General features: G+C 65.1%; 16 protein-coding genes and 1 pseudogene. 13 read left to right on the top strand and 4 right to left on the bottom strand.

Features of this window, described 5'->3' with window-relative positions:
* The first annotated feature begins 28 nt into the window (after nt 1-28).
* From iolG to QO259_RS12875, 3 genes are all read left to right on the top strand, one after another.
* Nucleotides 29-1,057 carry an inositol 2-dehydrogenase gene (iolG, locus tag QO259_RS12885; RefSeq protein WP_285950254.1) on the top strand — a complete coding sequence of 343 codons (1,029 nt, stop codon included), beginning with the start codon at nt 29-31 and terminating at the stop codon, nt 1,055-1,057.
* On the top strand, nt 1,054-1,857 hold the full coding sequence (gene iolB, locus QO259_RS12880) for a 5-deoxy-glucuronate isomerase (protein ID WP_285950253.1): 804 nt from the start codon (nt 1,054-1,056) through the stop codon (nt 1,855-1,857). The genes iolG and iolB overlap by 4 nt, the downstream gene beginning before the upstream one ends.
* A 67-nt stretch (nt 1,858-1,924) precedes the next feature.
* On the top strand, nt 1,925-2,617 hold the full coding sequence (locus QO259_RS12875; protein WP_285950252.1) for an extensin-like domain-containing protein: 693 nt from the start codon (nt 1,925-1,927) through the stop codon (nt 2,615-2,617).
* A gap of 24 nt (nt 2,618-2,641) precedes the next feature.
* Here the strand turns inward: QO259_RS12875 and aguA are convergent, their stop codons facing one another.
* Entirely contained in the window at nt 2,642-3,742 is a 1,101-nt protein-coding gene (gene aguA / locus QO259_RS12870; RefSeq protein WP_285950251.1) for an agmatine deiminase, read from the bottom strand.
* A 396-nt stretch (nt 3,743-4,138) separates the two neighbouring features.
* Here aguA and QO259_RS12865 point away from each other — a divergent pair, with 396 nt between their 5' ends.
* The 4 genes from QO259_RS12865 (at nt 4,139) to QO259_RS12850 (ending at nt 8,266) form a co-directional block, all read left to right on the top strand.
* Nucleotides 4,139-4,660, top strand: coding sequence for a retropepsin-like aspartic protease family protein (locus QO259_RS12865; RefSeq protein WP_285950250.1), 522 nt, complete (start codon nt 4,139-4,141; stop codon nt 4,658-4,660).
* A 260-nt stretch (nt 4,661-4,920) separates the two neighbouring features.
* Nucleotides 4,921-5,460: a peptidase associated/transthyretin-like domain-containing protein gene (locus QO259_RS12860; RefSeq protein WP_207032195.1), complete on the top strand. Its 540-nt coding sequence runs from the start codon at nt 4,921-4,923 to the stop codon at nt 5,458-5,460.
* Nucleotides 5,461-5,840: 380 nt separating this feature from the next.
* Nucleotides 5,841-6,560, top strand: coding sequence for a winged helix-turn-helix domain-containing protein (locus QO259_RS12855; RefSeq protein WP_207032193.1), 720 nt, complete (start codon nt 5,841-5,843; stop codon nt 6,558-6,560).
* A 71-nt stretch (nt 6,561-6,631) separates the two neighbouring features.
* Nucleotides 6,632-8,266, top strand: coding sequence for an ATP-binding protein (locus QO259_RS12850; protein ID WP_285950249.1), 1,635 nt, complete (start codon nt 6,632-6,634; stop codon nt 8,264-8,266).
* 10 nt (nt 8,267-8,276) lie between these two features.
* On the opposite strand, the gene QO259_RS12845 is transcribed toward QO259_RS12850, so the two are convergent.
* Nucleotides 8,277-9,191, bottom strand: a complete 915-nt coding sequence (locus QO259_RS12845; RefSeq protein WP_207032185.1) for a LysR family transcriptional regulator — start codon at nt 9,189-9,191, stop codon at nt 8,277-8,279.
* Between the two features lie 124 nt (nt 9,192-9,315).
* Between QO259_RS12845 and QO259_RS12840 the strand changes: the two are divergent.
* From QO259_RS12840 to QO259_RS12830, 3 genes and pseudogenes are all read left to right on the top strand, one after another.
* Nucleotides 9,316-9,429: pseudogene (locus QO259_RS12840) on the top strand (hypothetical protein); the annotation flags it as partial.
* A 204-nt stretch (nt 9,430-9,633) separates the two neighbouring features.
* Complete coding sequence (locus tag QO259_RS12835; protein WP_285950248.1) at nt 9,634-10,443, top strand: C-type lysozyme, inhibitor; 810 nt, start codon at nt 9,634-9,636, stop codon at nt 10,441-10,443.
* Nucleotides 10,444-10,592: 149 nt separating this feature from the next.
* Nucleotides 10,593-11,201, top strand: a complete 609-nt coding sequence (locus QO259_RS12830; RefSeq protein WP_285950247.1) for an FMN-dependent NADH-azoreductase — start codon at nt 10,593-10,595, stop codon at nt 11,199-11,201.
* A gap of 71 nt (nt 11,202-11,272) precedes the next feature.
* On the opposite strand, the gene QO259_RS12825 is transcribed toward QO259_RS12830, so the two are convergent.
* Nucleotides 11,273-12,319 (bottom strand): metal-dependent hydrolase, encoded by a 1,047-nt coding sequence (locus tag QO259_RS12825; RefSeq protein ID WP_285950246.1) that lies wholly within the window; start codon nt 12,317-12,319, stop codon nt 11,273-11,275.
* Nucleotides 12,320-12,492: 173 nt separating this feature from the next.
* Between QO259_RS12825 and QO259_RS12820 the strand changes: the two genes are divergently transcribed.
* From QO259_RS12820 to QO259_RS12810, 3 genes are all read left to right on the top strand, one after another.
* Nucleotides 12,493-12,933: a VOC family protein gene (locus QO259_RS12820; protein WP_285950245.1), complete on the top strand. Its 441-nt coding sequence runs from the start codon at nt 12,493-12,495 to the stop codon at nt 12,931-12,933.
* A gap of 5 nt (nt 12,934-12,938) precedes the next feature.
* Nucleotides 12,939-13,412: a TspO/MBR family protein gene (locus QO259_RS12815; protein ID WP_207032177.1), complete on the top strand. Its 474-nt coding sequence runs from the start codon at nt 12,939-12,941 to the stop codon at nt 13,410-13,412.
* Nucleotides 13,413-13,490: 78 nt separating this feature from the next.
* The gene (locus QO259_RS12810) at nt 13,491-14,186 is read left to right on the top strand and encodes a uracil-DNA glycosylase family protein (RefSeq protein ID WP_285950244.1); all 696 of its coding nucleotides are present in this window, start codon (nt 13,491-13,493) and stop codon (nt 14,184-14,186) included.
* 101 nt (nt 14,187-14,287) lie between these two features.
* On the opposite strand, the gene QO259_RS12805 is transcribed toward QO259_RS12810, so the two are convergent.
* Nucleotides 14,288-14,689, bottom strand: a complete 402-nt coding sequence (locus tag QO259_RS12805) for a DoxX family protein (RefSeq protein ID WP_353057285.1) — start codon at nt 14,687-14,689, stop codon at nt 14,288-14,290.
* Nucleotides 14,690-15,007 lie beyond the last annotated feature (318 nt).

The raw sequence follows: 15,007 nt of genomic DNA, 5'->3' as shown, positions 1-15,007 counted from the left end.
TTCGAAGAACGCATTCGAGGAGCGATGCATGAGACTGGCACTGATCGGCGCGGGACGGATCGGCAGGGTGCACGCCACTGCCATTGCCGCGCACCCCGAGGTCACCTTGGCGGCGGTGAGCGACGCCCACGTGCCGGCGGCCCAGGCACTCGCCGAGCGTTACGGCTGCAGCGTATTGCCAACCGAGGCGCTGTTCGAAGATCCGGCGATCGACGCGGTGCTGATCGCGTCGAGCACACCGACCCACGCCGACTATCTCGAGCGCGCCGCGCGTGCCGGCAAGGCGATCCTGTGCGAAAAGCCGATCGCCCTGGATCTGTCGCGGACACGTGCCGCACTGGCGGTATTGGCGCGGCATCCTGTGACCTGCGCGCTGGGCTTCAACCGGCGTCACGACCCGCAGTTCGCTGCGCTCAGGCGCCAGATCCTGGCCGGGCGTATCGGTACGCTGGAGACCCTGAGCGTGATCAGCCGCGATCCGTCGCCGCCGCCGCCCGCCTACGTCGCAGCCTCGGGTGGGCTGTTTCGCGACATGACCATTCACGACTTCGACATGGTGCGCTGGCTGCTCGACGAGCCCATCCGTGACGTCTACGCCGAAGGTGGTTGCCTGATCGATCCGGCACTGGGGGCGGCGGGGGATATCGACACCGCGATGATCACCCTGGTCAGCGCCAGCGGCCGGCTATGCCATATCAGCAACTCGCGCCGCGCCAGCTACGGCTATGACCAGCGCATCGAGGCCTTCGGCAGCCTGGGCATGCTCGAAGCGCGCAACGAAACCGAGACCCGGCTGCGGTTCACCGGGGAGGCCGGCCAGATCGGGGAGCTGCCCCACGCTTTCTTTCTCGAACGCTACGCCTTGGCCTATCGCCATGAGCTCGATGATTTCGTCACCAGTTGGCGCGACGGACGGCAGCCGCTGGCCGGCGCCGAAGACGGGCTGGAAGCGCTGCGTCTGGCCGAGGCGGCGCTGCTGTCGTTACGCGAGGGGCGTCGCGTGGCCCTCGACGAGATCGATCAACCCCAGGCTATGAGCGCAGGAGAGACACCATGAGTTCACTGCTAGTTCGACCCCAGCAACCCGATGCGCAGGGCAAGGTGCTCGACGTCACCCCGGCATCCGCCGGCTGGGAGCATGTCGGTTTTCGCGTTCACAAGCTGGCCGAAGGGCAGCGTATCGCGGGCAGTACGGGCAGTCGTGAACACTGTCTGGTGCTGCTTGCCGGGCGCGCCAACGTGACCAGTGGCGACGAGCGCTGGGAGGCGATCGGCGAGCGGATGGATGTGTTCGAGCCAGTGCCGCCCTACGCGGTCTACCTGCCGCCGGGCGCGGATTACCAGGTCGAGGCGCTCACCCCGCTCGAACTCGCGGTGTGCAGCGCGCCGGGCCAGGGGAGACACGCCGCGCGCCTGATCGCCCCGGCGCAGATCAAGCGCAGCACTCGGGGGCGCGGCAGCAATACCCGGCATATCCACGACGTGCTGCCGGAGAGCGAGCCAGCCGACGGCCTATTAGTGGTAGAGGTCTACACCCCTGCCGGCAACTGGTCGAGCTACCCGCCGCACAAGCACGACACTGACGATCTACCCCATGAGTCGAGGCTCGAAGAGACCTATTACCACCGCCTGAACCCTGCGCAGGGCTTTGCCTTCCAGCGTGTCTATACCGATGATCGCTCGCTGGACGAGACCCTGACGGTGGAGGATGGCTGCGTGGTGATGGTGCCGCGTGGTTACCATCCGGTCGCGGCCGCTCACGGTTACGACCTCTATTACCTCAATGTCATGGCCGGGCCGCGGCGGGTCTGGACATTCCGTAACGACCCGGACCATGCCTGGATGGTCGAGGGCTGATATACGCAGTCATCTCTGACAGCGCCTAAGCTAGACCTTGAATCGGCAACACGGTGCAGGGAGGCGCATGCGCGCAACGACGCTGGGATGGCTGGCGCTGATCGCGCTGGGTGTGGCGCTCGACAAGCATGTCATCGAGGTGCCCCGGGCGTGGAATCCGTTCGCGCCGCTGGCGGTGGACGACCCGGTGACACCGGTCACCCGGCTCAAGCTCGCGCGCGTCGAACGCGACCCCGAGGCGTGCCGCGCAGCGCTGCGCACGGCGCCTGAGGTGCGCTTTACCCCGCTGGCGGACTACACCCCGGTGCAGGGCTGCCCGCTGACCGACGTGGTACGTCTGCAGAGCACCGGGGTGCGCTTCAGTTCGAGCTTCGTCGCCACCTGCCCGCTGGCCTTGGCATGGACGATGTTCGAGCGTCACGAACTCCAGCCGCTGGCCGAGCGCACCTTCGGCAGCCGCGTCACTGCCGTGCGCCATTTCGGCTCCTTCGCCTGCCGTAATATCTATCACCGTGAGAACGCGCGGCGCAGCGAGCACGCCACGGCCTCGGCGCTGGATGTCGCAAGCTTCACCCTGGCCAGCGGCGAGCGCATCGACCTACTCGAGGATTGGGACGGCGAGGGCAGGCGTGCTGCGTTTCTGCGCGAGGTACAGGCGGGGGCGTGCGGCTATTTCGGGACCGTGATCGGCCCCGACTACAACGCCGCGCACGCCAACCACTTCCATCTGGGGATGCGCGGCGTTGCCTTCTGCCGATGAGGGCAGCTTGCGTTGGCGCTGCGTTCAGGGCCGGGGTTGCTGCTGGGTGATGCAGTGGATGTTGCCGCCGCCGAGCAGGATCTCGCGTGCCGGCACGCCGATCACCCGGCGCCCGGGGAAGAGCCCTTCCAGTATCTCGCGCACACTGGCGTCATGGGCGGGGTCGAGCAGCGGCATCGCTACCACGCTGGTGCCGATATAGAAGTTGACGTAGGAGGCTGCCATGCGATCCCCCGGGCGCCGCGGGCGCGAGCTCGACAGGCGGTCTACGCCGCTGGCTTCCTCTTCGCCCAGATAGAGCGGGCCCGGCTGCGGCAGTTTGTGGATCACGAAGCGGCGGCCGCGGGCGTCGGTGGCCTGTTGCAGAATCTCCAGCGCCTGCCGCGAGATGGCGTGCTGCGGGTCGCTCTCGTCGTCGGTCCAGGTCAGTGCCACCACGCCGGGGGCAATGAAACAGCAGAGGTTGTCGACGTGGCCGTCGGTCTCGTCCTGGTAGCAGCCCGCCGGCAGCCAGATCACCTTCTCGATGCCCAGATAGTCGGCCAGTAGCTGGGTCTGCGCCTCGCGGTCGAGCTCAGGATTGCGGTTGGGGTTGAGCAGGCACTCTTCGGTGGTGATCAGCGTGCCCTCGCCATCCACATGGATCGCGCCGCCCTCCAGCACCATCGGCGCGGTGAAGCAGGGAATGCCCAGCATCTCGGCGATCTTGCGGCGAATGCGACGATCCTTGTCCCACGGGAAGTAGAGCCCGCCCTTGAGCCCGCCCCAGGCGTTGAAGTCCCAGTCGACGACGGCGATACGCCCGTCCGGGTGGGTGACGAAGGTCGGGCCGACATCGCGCATCCAGGCATCGTTGCTGGAGAGCTCGACCACTCGAATGTGCGCCGGTAACTGGTGGCGGGCGTTCTCGTACTGCTCGTCGTTGACGCCCACGATCACGGTCTCGCTCTCGGCGATGGCGCGGGCGACATCGACGAAGGCGCGCTGCGCCGGCTTGGCCCCCAGGCGCCAGTTGTCCGGACGCTGTGGCCACAGCATCCAGCAGGCATCGTGGGGGGCGAACTCCGCCGGCATGCGAAAGCCCAGTTGGGCGGGCGTCTGGGAGGGGGAAGCGAGATCGGTCATGACAAACGCCTGCGGGAACCTTAGGGTTATCGGTGAACGGTAGTGAGTACGGCGCGACTGCGTCGTGACGGCGACTGTAGCACTCCGCGTCGCGCTTGCGCAGTGGGGGCCCGTTGGCGTCAGCGCTTCGCGACGATGCCAGGCCCTGCCGCTGACGGCGCCTCGCCCGACGCGGGCTCGGAGACGATCCGCAAGCACCGGTAGAAGTCGAGAGATCGAGAAAGGCATCGATAGCGAGACAGAGATAGCGGATAGAGATCGAGACAGAGATCGAGATAGCGGATAGATATAGTGGTAGACATAAAGAGGAGAGGCGCATGCCACCCCACGACAATCACACTCCGAAGCGGCGCTGAGTCGCGTGACCGCTAGGGTGATCGCGCGAGGGTCGAGCCGATGAGCGATGCTCGCCACACCACGCGGCGTCTCGGCCTCGGCATGATGCTGCTGTGCTGGGTGGTGATGCTGGCGTTGGCGATGTGGTGGTTTCGCGGCGTCGAAAGCCGGCGCGCCAATCCCAATCTCGAGCTCTCTAGCCACGCCGCCCCCGGCGCGCCGGTGACCCTGGCGCGCAACGCAGCTGGCCACTTCGTCGCCCCGGGCGAGATCGACGGCCAGCCGGTCACCTTTCTGCTCGATACCGGCGCTACCTATGTTTCGCTGTCGCGTGGGTTGGCCGAGCGCCTCGGTCTGCAATCCGGCCCTGCGGCCACCTTCACCACTGCCAATGGGCGTGTCCAGGGCCATCTCACCACGCTCGACAGCGTGCGTCTGGGCGGTCTGTCGGCGCGTCGGGTGACAGGATCGATCCATGCCGGTATCGGCGATGACATGGTGCTGCTCGGCATGAGCTTTCTCGGCCGCTTCGATATCCAGATTCGTGCCGACCATCTGACCCTGAGCCCGCGTAGTCCCTGAATCGCCTCTCTCGACCGGTCCTCGCCCAGTGGCTCGATCAGGCCGTCGCCCAGCGGCTCGATCAGTCCGTCGCCCAGCGGCGACAACGCTTGCGTAATCTCTGCGTGATTGTCGTTTACAATCGAATTCTCGAGTTACCCAAGATGACACTGTCGGACAGATCGACAGTGCGGCGTGACGTAAGATAAGCGTCTATCGTGGTTTATCCGGGTAAGGAATGTCCGGCCATGAACGCGCGCGTTGCATGCAAGGAGTCGAAGATGACGCTGACACAGTGGCGGCCCTGGCTGTTACCCCTTTTGATCACGCTGGGGCTGACCGGGTGCGAGAGCCTTTCCACCGGCAGCTTCGAGATGCCCGATATCTTCGGCAGCCAGTCCCGCGACGAGAATGTGGTCAAGCGTCAGATCGCATTTCCGGCCGAGGAGTACGCCAAGCTCGAGAAGCACGGCACCGCCGCGGTGCAGGGGCGGCTCAGCTACACCACGCCGAGTGGTCAGACGATCGTCGGTGCCAACGAGACGATTTCGGTGGCGCCGGCGACGCGATACGCCGCCGAGGCCGCGGATGTCGCGCTGTCCGGCCGCCGGATCGAGCCGGCCGACCCGCGAGCGCGTGATTACACCCACTACGCCAAGACCGACGACAACGGTTACTTCGTGGTGCGGGGTATTCCCGCCGGGGTGTTCTATGTGGCCGGCAGCGTACTGTTGCCCGGCGGTGAGGCACGTAGTCCGATCATCATCAAGCAGGTGACGCTGCGCGATGGCAAGACCCGTGAGGTCGAACTCAGCCGATGATGGCGGCGCAATGGCGTCACCGAGTCGCGACATGCGGAAGTGATTGAGGTGGGCTTTTCCTAAGTCTAATGAGTGAAAGGTTATCTGTTATCTCACGCAACCAGCCTGAAGTCTCTCTCGAGAAAGCGTGCTGGATAGTGACTAACGCCAAACTATCTAACCGAGTTAGTAGGTTGCATGGGGGGCTTATGAGGTATCATGAATACTCCGATACCACCTGTGCCGGGTGAGCTTGGCGCCTCGCAGCCTGTCTCAAGATTTCGTTGCGTTATAGGCCACCTTGGTCCACCGTTCACTATCAATCGGTCGATGCCTTCGCGCGTCACACAATAAATGAATCAGTGGTATGCAGGGCCGGGTTTCGAGGCCAACTCATAGGGATGGAAGACAGCTTGGACAGCACTGCACATCAAGATCGCGTTCTGATCATCGAAGATGACGAACGGCTGGCGCATCTGACGCGCGAATATCTGGAAGCCAACGGTTTCCAGGTCGGACTGGAGCATGATGGCGGCCACGGCGTGGAGCGTATCATCGAGGAGCAGCCGGATATGGTCATCCTCGATCTGATGCTGCCCGGCGAGGATGGGCTCTCCATCTGCCGCCGGGCGCGTCCGCACTACGCCGGTCCCATTCTGATGCTGACCGCCCGCACCGACGACATGGATCAGGTGCTGGGACTGGAGATGGGCGCCGACGACTACGTACCCAAGCCGGTGCAGCCACGGGTGCTGCTGGCGCGCATGCGGGCGCTGATGCGCCGCGCCGACAGCCTGGTGTCGTCGAGCGGTGCCACGCGTCTAACCTTCGACAATCTGGTGATCGACAGCGCCACCCGCGAAGCCTGGCTCGAGGAGCAGCGCATCGATCTCACCAGTGCCGAGTTCGATCTGCTCTGGTTGCTGGCCGACAACGCCGGACGCGTACTCACCCGCGAGGAGATCTTCTCGCAGCTGCGCGGGATCAAATACGACGGCCAGGATCGTTCCATCGACGTGCGCGTATCGCGTATTCGTCCCAAGATCGGCGACGATCCCAATCACCCCCACCGCATCAAGACGGTGCGTAGCAAAGGCTACCTGTTCGTCAGGGATAGCTGAGCCGCGGCGGTGACCGCCCCGCGGTCACCGCCGTTTGCCGACCCACCCCCTCACTCCCCGCGAGAGCAGCGATGCGGCGTTCGCTTACCGACAGCACCTTTTTGCGTTTCTACCTGGCGCTGTTGGCCGCCTTGGTGATCACCTTCGGGCTGGCGCTGTTCGGCTTTCTGATGGTCGACAAGGTACGTCAGGAGCACTACCGCGAAAATCTGGTCAGCGGGCCTCTAGCGCTGCTCGCCGATCTGGTCTCGCGTCAGCCACCCAGCAAGCGCGACGACTGGCTCGCCTCGATGGCCTCGACCTTGGGCATGCCGCTAGGGCTGTTTCGGCTCGAGGATCTTTCGCTGGATTATTTCGAACGCGCCCGGCTGGAAGAGAAGCGCCCGGTGATCGAGTCCACCGGCGAGGGCTGGCGCTCGCTCTACAAGGTGCCGCAGTCCGACTGGGTGCTGGCGGCGCGCATCAACTCGCTCAACGAGATGCAGCTGCGCGGCATTACCGAGGTCCTGCGTACCTGGCTCAGCGGCGAGTCGACCAAGGTGCAGGCCAAGCGCCTGCATCGGGTGCAGCAGCAGTTTCACGTGCCGGTCGCGCTCCACGCCGATCCGCCATCCAACGTCGACCCGATCCAGGCCACCCGGCTCGATGCCGGCGAGGTGGTGGTGCGTCTCGACCCTAGCCTGAGCGCGCTCTATATCCACGCTCGGGTCGGCCCCGACCGCTGGCTGAGTATCGGCCCGCTGCCCAGCTTCGAGGCGATGCCGCTATCACTGGCGCTGTCGCTGTTGATCATCGTGTTGATCATCTTGGCGGGGGCGATCTATCTGATCGTGTGGAGCGTCGAAGGCCGGGTCGGCCGGCTCGAGCGCGCGGCGACGCGGATTGCTGCCGGCCATCTCAACGCCCGCGTAAGGGTCGATGGCAACGATTTTCTCGGCCGCCTGGGCATGGCGCTCAACGGTATGGCGGCGCAGGTGCAGTCGCTGTTGCGCAGCCAGCAGGAGATGATCCGCGCGGTCTCCCACGAGCTGCGCACGCCAGTGGCGCGCATCCGCTTCGCGGTGCAGATGCTCGAGGATCTCTACGGGGAGGGGCATGCGCGCAAGCAGTTGGAGGGCATCGATGAGGACATCTCCGAGCTCGATCGTCTGATCGATGAGATCCTCACCTATGCCAAGCTCGACAGTGAGAACGCCCAGGGCGTCACGCTCAAGACCGAAAGCCTGGAGTGCCGCGCGCTGGCGTGGCGGGTGTTGGAGATCTTGAGCCCACTGCATCCGCATCTGACGCTGACCGTGGCCGACGGCGAGGAGCTGGAGGTGGAGGCGGAGCCGCGTTATCTGCAGCGCGCGGTGCAAAACCTTGTCGCCAACGCCTGTCGCCACGCCGAGACCCAGGTCTGCGTCACCATTCACCGCGAGCCGCGGGCAATTCGTATCGATGTCGAGGACGACGGCCCCGGCGTGCCAGAGAAGGATCGTATCGCCATCTTCAAGCCCTTTGCCCGGCTCGATGACAGCCGCACGCGTCGCTCCGGCGGCTATGGCCTGGGGCTGTCGATCGTGCAGAAGATCATGGCTTGGCACGGCGGCAACGTGGTGGTGGATCGCAGCGAACGCCTGGGCGGTGCGCGCTTCAGCCTGCTGCTGCCGCTGCATGCGCGCGAATCGATCAGCCCGCTCAATTTCGACGACGGCGCTCAGTGAGCGCCGTCGTTCAAGCCGGTTTGATACCGCTCAGCACTGCGAAAGAGGTATCCCGCGCGGTGCGAATGAAATCCTCCATCCACGGCAGCGCCCGGTCGTTGTCGCGAACCGCGGCGTAGAGCGTGCTCCACACCCCTTCCTTGCCCAGCGGCAGCGCCTTGACGTAGTCGCGCTCCAGATATTCGGTCAGCGCCCAGTTGGGCAGGGCGCAGACGCCACGACCGCTGGCCACCAGCTGCATCATCATCACTGTCAGCTCGGCGCTGCGGATCTCGCGCGGGCGAATCGCCGCCGGCTCCAGGAATTGGGTGAAGATATCCAGCCGCGAGTGGTCGATGGGGTAGACGATCAGCGTCTCGGTGGCCAGATCCGGCGGCTCGACCCAGCTCTGCCCGGCCAGAGCGTGTTGCTTGGCCACCGCCAGCAGCCCCTCGTAGCGGAACAGTGGGGCATAGTGGATGCCGGGCAGCGGCTCGGGATTGTCGGTGATCACCAGATCGAGGGCCTCGCGCACCAGCGCCGGCAGCAGATCGAAGTTCTGGCCGCTGGGGATGTCCACCTCCACTTCGGGCCAGTGATCGCGGAAGTGGTCGACCGTGGGCATCAGCCACTGAAAGCAGCTATGGCACTCGATCGCCATGTGCAGGCGGCCCTGCTCGTGCCCGGCGAGACGAGCGAGATCGCGCTCGGCCAGGCGCAGCTGCGGCAGCACCTGCTCGGCCAGGGTCAGCAGCCGCTCGCCGGCGCGGGTGAAGGCGACCGGGCGCGTCTTGCGCGCGAACAGCGGCATGCCCAGGCGCGACTCCAGATCCTTGATCTGATGCGATAGCGCCGACTGGGTGAGATGAACACGCTCCGCCGCCTCGACCAGCGAGCCGGTGTCTCGCAGAGCGATCAGCGTGCGGAGGTGGCGAAGTTCGAGCATGCTATGAATATTGTTCACGTCAGGTGTTAGGCAAGCGCGTCTGATTCAGGGAGAGGGCGTGGCGAGACTGCGTGTCTGGCCGTCGGCCCCCGATGTTACCCGCTATTGCACAGAGACCCTACCCATGACGACGCAGGTTCGCACGCCCGGCTATCCGCGGATCGGTGTTCACCGCGAGCTGAAGAAGGCCGTCGAGGCCTATTGGCGAGGCGAACTCGACCGCGAAGCGCTCGAAAAGTAGGGCAAGCGCCTGCGCCTGGCGCACCGGCAGGACCCGCGCCGACCGCGCATGGTAGTCTGCGTCACGCGTTGTGAGTTCGCTTGCGTCGCCTTTTCATCGTTCAACCGCTCGCTGCTTACAGCCGATCATTCTCAGACAGACGGTCTCAGCCAATCGCTCTCAGCCAACCACTCTTAGACAACCATATTCGGGAACTCGCTCATGTCTTCTGCGCCTCTCGTCGCTTTTCGTCGTGCTCTTCATCGCGCTCTGACGTCGCCCCGCGCGCCAGGGCTCGCAGCCACACTTCTGCTCGCTTCGCTGGTCGCCGGCTGTGCCGGGGGCACCCAGCCGACGTCGGGCGTAGCAGGCGCGGATGTCGCCAAGGACAACCAGGCGTCCGCCAGCGCGCCGCAGTCACCGCTGCTGCCGAGTGCTTTCTTTGCCGATGGTGGTGAGCGCTTCAGCGCCTGGCGCTGTACGCCGTCGCAGAATCTGGTGACCACCACGCCGGATGCCAAGCGCCTGCGCCTGTGGACCGCCCTCGGTAGCACCGAACTGCAGCGTGCGGTGGCGGCCGACGGTGACCGTTACGTACTCGGTGGGGTCGCCTTCGAGCGCCACGGTCGCGATGCCCGGGTCGAGAGCGACCATGGCCAACTGGTTTGCGCGCTGGCCAGCGAGCGCGCGACTACCACGCGCCAGGCGCATCCCCAGAGCATCTTCTACGCCAGCGGCAACGAACCGGGCTGGAACGTCTCGCTGGATCGTCAGACCACCACGCTGACGCTGGTGTCCGACTACGGCCAGGCGACCGATACCTTCCACTACCGCGTGGCCTCGGTGAAGAACGGCAGCGATGCACGCATGGTGCTGGTCAGCGACAGCGGGCGTCAGCCGCTGGAGATGGACCTGCGCGCCGGCGCCTGCTTCGATGACATGAGCGGGCAGCCGTGGCCGGTCAAGGTGACCCTGCGCTACGGGCGCCACGAGTGGCAGGGGTGCGGGCAGGGCGTGGAGGCGACGCGCTAACATTTGAACGACTGAATCGAATGATTTATGCCAATATTCGCGGTTTTTATTTCAAAAACCACAATGAATAATGGCGGTCAGCGTTCACCCGCCGTTCTCGGCGGGCTTCATCTCCACGCCCCACTCACTCTGCTAGGGAAGCTTCGTCCATGACTCAACGCATCCTGCTGATCACCAGCTCGCTGTTCGGCGAGAATGGCCAGTCCCGCGGCCTCGCCGCGGCTTTCAAGTCCGCCCTCGAAGGGCGCGATGTCACGCTGGTGGAGCGTGACGTGGTCGCAAGCGAACTGCCGCACCTGAGCGGTGAAGAGATGGGTAGCTGGATGACCGAGCCCAGCGCGCGCACCCCGGAGCAGGCCGCCCTGGCGCGCCACTCCGACGTGCTGCTGGCCGAGGTCGAGGCCGCCGATCTGATCGTACTCGCGGTACCGCTCTACAACCTCGGCATCCCCAGCCAGCTCAAGGCCTGGTTCGATCGTATCCTGCGTGCGGGCAAGACCTTCAAGTACACCGAGAACGGCCCGGTGGGGCTGCTCGAAGGCAAGTCAGGGCTGATCCTGGCGGCGCGCGGCGGCATGTACGCCGGCACCGAGATGGATTCCCAGACGCCGCACCTGCGTCACATGCTGGGTCTGATCGGCATCAAGGATGTCCACGCCATCTATGCCGAAGGCCTCAATATGGGTGACGGCCAGAAACAGGCGGCCCTGACCGAGGCCAAGCAGGCGATTGCCGAGTACGTCAGCACTCACTGCTGAGCGCTGCCGCGCTGCTGGCCAAGCGCCCGCTACCTGACGGTGGCGGGCGCTTTTTGTTGGTGTGGAGAATGCTATCCAGGCCCATCCGCCACGTCGCGAGGAGGGAGAACCGGTTCGACGCTGGGGTCGACCACTCGCGCCAGCAGGCGTTCGAGCAGCGCGCGGTCGGGGCGCCCCTGGCTTTCGCGCACGCTGGGCACGGGCTGCCAGCCGCCGTCGGCATCGCGGGCGGCGAGGGTGAAGACGAACGGATGCAGGCCGGGGATACCCAGGCGCAGGTCGGTGGCGGTCAGACGCGGTGGGGCGTCTTCTGGTGTGACCACGGCGTAGCGCAGGAATGGCCCGCTGAACCAGGCCAGGCGCTGGCCATCCGTGGTGGCCAGCGCGGCCTGTCGCCAGGTGTCGCCCAGCGGCCAGGGGGTCAGCGTGACGGGTGCATCGCCATCCAGTAGCCCCACCCAACCCTCCAGAGCCTGATCCTGATCGATCACCGTCACTCGCCACAGCAGGGTGGTCAACGGTGCCGGCTGCACCAGCATGGGCGCCTGTGCCAGGCCGCGGGCAGCCAGAGCACTCTTGACCCGCGACTCGACGAACGCCTGAGCGCCTAGGCTGAAGCCGATGTAGGCGCAGGAGACCCCCAGCGCGATACCCAGCGGGCGCCGCCGTGGGCGGATCGCGAACACCAGCACCCCGATCAGCAGCGGCAGCGTGTAGGCGGGGTCGATGATGAACAGGCTGTGCCAGCTCACCGGCGTTAGCGGCAGCGGCCACAGCAGTTGGGTGCCGTAGGTGGTGAAAGCGTCGAGCAGCGGGTGGGTCAGGAGGCAGAGCGCGAACAGCCACCACCAGTGGGCGAAGGAGGCGATCTCGCGGCTACGCCGCCAGCGGCTGGCCAGCCACGCCAGCAGCGTGGCCAGGGCGGCGAGTACAGGCAGCGAGTGGCTGAAGCCGCGATGGCGGGTGTAGTCGGCCACCGCGTCGCCGTAGTCGATCGCCACGTCCAGGTCGGGCAGGGTGCCCAGTGCCGCGCCCAGCAGTAGCGCACGGCGCCCCAGACGCGGCATCACCGCGCCGGCGACCGCGGCGCCCAGGCAGGCTTGTGTCAGAGAATCCATGCTGACTCCTCGATAGGGATGGCTGAATTGTGTGCGAGCCGCGCGGGGGCGTCGAGTTCGCGATCGGCGGCGCCGAGGAGGAAGCCGCCTGAACCCTGCGCCGGCATTCACCGCTGCGCGTTCCTGGTCTACCATGAAACGGTTCAACCCACTGACGAATCAGGAAGATTCCCATGGAATACCTGCACACGATGGTGCGCGTGTCGGATCTCGACGCGTCGCTGCATTTCTATTGCGATCTGCTCGGTCTCGAAGAGGTGTCGCGCAGGGAGAGCGAAAAGGGCCGTTTCACGCTGGTCTTTCTCGCCACCCCCAACGACCGCCCGCGTGCCGAGGCCGAAAAGTCGCCGATGGTCGAGCTGACCTACAACTGGGACCCGGAGACCTACACCGGCGGGCGTAACTTCGGCCACCTGGCCTATCGCGTCGACGACATCTATGCGCTGTGCGACAAGCTCCGGGCCAACGGCGTGACCATCAACCGCCCGCCGCGGGATGGCCATATGGCCTTCGTGCGTTCGCCTGACGGTATCTCCATCGAATTGCTGCAGAAGGGCGAGCCGAAGCCGGCCCAGGAGCCCTGGGCGTCGATGGAAAATACCGGCTCCTGGTAAGCCGTATGAATCGCTCGCTGGCGATCTTCCTCGGCTGGTTGCTGCTGGTGGCGCTCGCCGCCAGCAGCGGCATTCTGGCGCCACCCGGCCCTTGGTACGAAGCGCTCACCAAACCGCCGCTGACGCCCCCGGACTGGCTCTTCCCGGTGGCCTGGACGCTGCTCTACCTGCTGATGGCGGTGGCCGCCTGGCGGGTCACACTGGTGGCGCCGTCGGGCCAGCGGCGCCAGGCGCTGACGCCTTTCGTCGCCCAGCTCGTCGCCAATGCGCTGTGGTCGTGGCTGTTCTTCGGCGCCCACTGGATGCTGGTGGGGCTGCTCGATCTGCTGCTGATGTGGGGGCTGATCGTATGGACGCTGGTGACTTTCTCGCGCTATTCGCGACTGGCGGTGGTGCTGTTGCTGCCCTACCTGATCTGGGTCAGCTTTGCCGGCTATCTCAATGCCGGGTTGCTGGTGCTCAATTTTCCCACTGGTTGAATCGTCGCAGCGAGGGTAGGCCGATGACGACGAACGGTCAGCGTTAGCGCATGAAAGAGCGTGCATTAAGGAGAGCACATGAAGACGAGCGCACGCCCGGTGCGGCTGCCGGCGACCATCGAGGCAGCCCTGCGCCGGGAGGCAGCCGAGCTCGAGCGCCTGGATCGCGACACCTATGCGCGCTTTGGGCGCGACCCCTGCGAGCCGATCGTCGGGCTCGGCCCATGCGATGCGCCGCTGGCGATCTTCGGCCGCGACCCCGGCACCCGTGAGGTCGAGACCGGAGAGCCGTTCGTCGGTGCCGGGGGGCAGAAGGTGCGGGGCGAACTCTACTGGCACCGCCACCATGAGCCGCTGCCGGATGTCGAGACGTCTCTAGCGATCGGCCGCGAACTGTTCTGGATCAATACCGTGCCCTACAAGCCGCAGGGCAACAAGGCGTGGTCGATGGCGGTCAAGCGCCGCTTTCGACCGCTGGTGGCGGATCTGCTCGATACCTGCTGGCAGGGCGAGCGGATCATCACTCTGGGCCGGGAAGCCTTCTTGTGGTTCGGCATCGAGCAGCCGCGCGAGGTGCGCGCGGCGCTCGACGCTTTCTGGGCGCGGGAGGATCGCTTCACGGCACTGCACCAGATCGAACTGCGCCTGCCGGACGGCCATCAACGCCATTTTACGCTGGCACCATTGCCGCATCCGTCACCGCTCAATCAGCGCTGGTTCAAGCGTTTTCCCGAGCTGATGGCGCAGCGTCTGTCGCAGCTGGGCTGGGCGTGAATACGCCCCATCTTCAATATTAGTAATTTTTAAAATAAAAAATGACTGCCTGTCATGCACCACTAATGCAGGAAAAGTAGAGCAGGAGAAATCGACAATCTTCAGTCCGGCTTGAAGGCCATCCGCCCGCTGCCCAGAAACATCACCGCCAGCGCGGCGCCGAGGAACATCCCCTGCAGCTCCAGCGTCCAGCCCCCCTGGCCGTTGAGGCTGTAGAGCTGCGATAGATGGACCAGGAAGATGGCTACCAGCATGTTGATCGCCATCAGCATCCCGCCCAGCCGTGCCTGCCAGCCAACGATTGCCATCAGTGGCGCGATGATTTCACCCGCCAGGACGCCATAGGCGACAAAGGAAGGCACGCCCATCTGCGCCAGCTGGTGGGCGATACCGTTGAGACTGGTGGGATCCATGAGCTTGTGCAGACCGTGAAGCAGGATCAGAATCCCTACACAGAGTCGTAGCAGCAGTTTGCCCAGATCGTCGTTGTGCATGAAGCGCATGGGTGAACGAGTCCTTTGTCCGAGAAGGGAGAGATGGCTGCGAGGGCGATGGCCGGCCCCGCGGTCGTCAAGATTATCAGAATTTGTTAATGGAAAGTTAATATCGTCAATGTCGTCATTGGCTTACAAATTAAATCGGCAAATTCGAATGTTATTTGAAGTTAAAAAAAGCGATACTCTTGTGCTCTCACGTTCCCGCGCTTCAAACTCGGCCGACGCCGCTTTTTTCCGGGCGCGCGCCGTGTCCGCGCCAAGCGAATAACAAGATTGCGAGCCTATCACCATGCCTAGCCGCTATCTCTTTCATCTTTGGCGGCG

This window comes from Salinicola sp. JS01 (genome assembly GCF_030284585.1).
In the GTDB taxonomy this organism is placed as follows: Bacteria; Pseudomonadota; Gammaproteobacteria; order Pseudomonadales; family Halomonadaceae; genus Salinicola.
This window is presented reverse-complemented; position numbering and strand designations above follow the sequence as displayed.

Excerpts from the sequence above, each read along its gene's own strand:
- iolG (WP_285950254.1), top strand. The coding sequence starts at position 29 with ATGAGACTGGCACTGATCGGCGCGGGACGGATCGGCAGGGTGCACGCC.
- iolB (WP_285950253.1), top strand. The coding sequence starts at position 1,054 with ATGAGTTCACTGCTAGTTCGACCCCAGCAACCCGATGCGCAGGGCAAG.
- QO259_RS12875 (WP_285950252.1), top strand. The coding sequence starts at position 1,925 with ATGCGCGCAACGACGCTGGGATGGCTGGCGCTGATCGCGCTGGGTGTG.
- aguA (WP_285950251.1), bottom strand. The coding sequence starts at position 3,742 with ATGACCGATCTCGCTTCCCCCTCCCAGACGCCCGCCCAACTGGGCTTT.
- QO259_RS12865 (WP_285950250.1), top strand. The coding sequence starts at position 4,139 with ATGAGCGATGCTCGCCACACCACGCGGCGTCTCGGCCTCGGCATGATG.
- QO259_RS12860 (WP_207032195.1), top strand. The coding sequence starts at position 4,921 with ATGACGCTGACACAGTGGCGGCCCTGGCTGTTACCCCTTTTGATCACG.
- QO259_RS12855 (WP_207032193.1), top strand. The coding sequence starts at position 5,841 with ATGGAAGACAGCTTGGACAGCACTGCACATCAAGATCGCGTTCTGATC.
- QO259_RS12850 (WP_285950249.1), top strand. The coding sequence starts at position 6,632 with ATGCGGCGTTCGCTTACCGACAGCACCTTTTTGCGTTTCTACCTGGCG.
- QO259_RS12845 (WP_207032185.1), bottom strand. The coding sequence starts at position 9,191 with ATGCTCGAACTTCGCCACCTCCGCACGCTGATCGCTCTGCGAGACACC.
- QO259_RS12835 (WP_285950248.1), top strand. The coding sequence starts at position 9,634 with ATGTCTTCTGCGCCTCTCGTCGCTTTTCGTCGTGCTCTTCATCGCGCT.
- QO259_RS12830 (WP_285950247.1), top strand. The coding sequence starts at position 10,593 with ATGACTCAACGCATCCTGCTGATCACCAGCTCGCTGTTCGGCGAGAAT.
- QO259_RS12825 (WP_285950246.1), bottom strand. The coding sequence starts at position 12,319 with ATGGATTCTCTGACACAAGCCTGCCTGGGCGCCGCGGTCGCCGGCGCG.
- QO259_RS12820 (WP_285950245.1), top strand. The coding sequence starts at position 12,493 with ATGGAATACCTGCACACGATGGTGCGCGTGTCGGATCTCGACGCGTCG.
- QO259_RS12815 (WP_207032177.1), top strand. The coding sequence starts at position 12,939 with ATGAATCGCTCGCTGGCGATCTTCCTCGGCTGGTTGCTGCTGGTGGCG.
- QO259_RS12810 (WP_285950244.1), top strand. The coding sequence starts at position 13,491 with ATGAAGACGAGCGCACGCCCGGTGCGGCTGCCGGCGACCATCGAGGCA.
- QO259_RS12805 (WP_353057285.1), bottom strand. The coding sequence starts at position 14,689 with ATGCGCTTCATGCACAACGACGATCTGGGCAAACTGCTGCTACGACTC.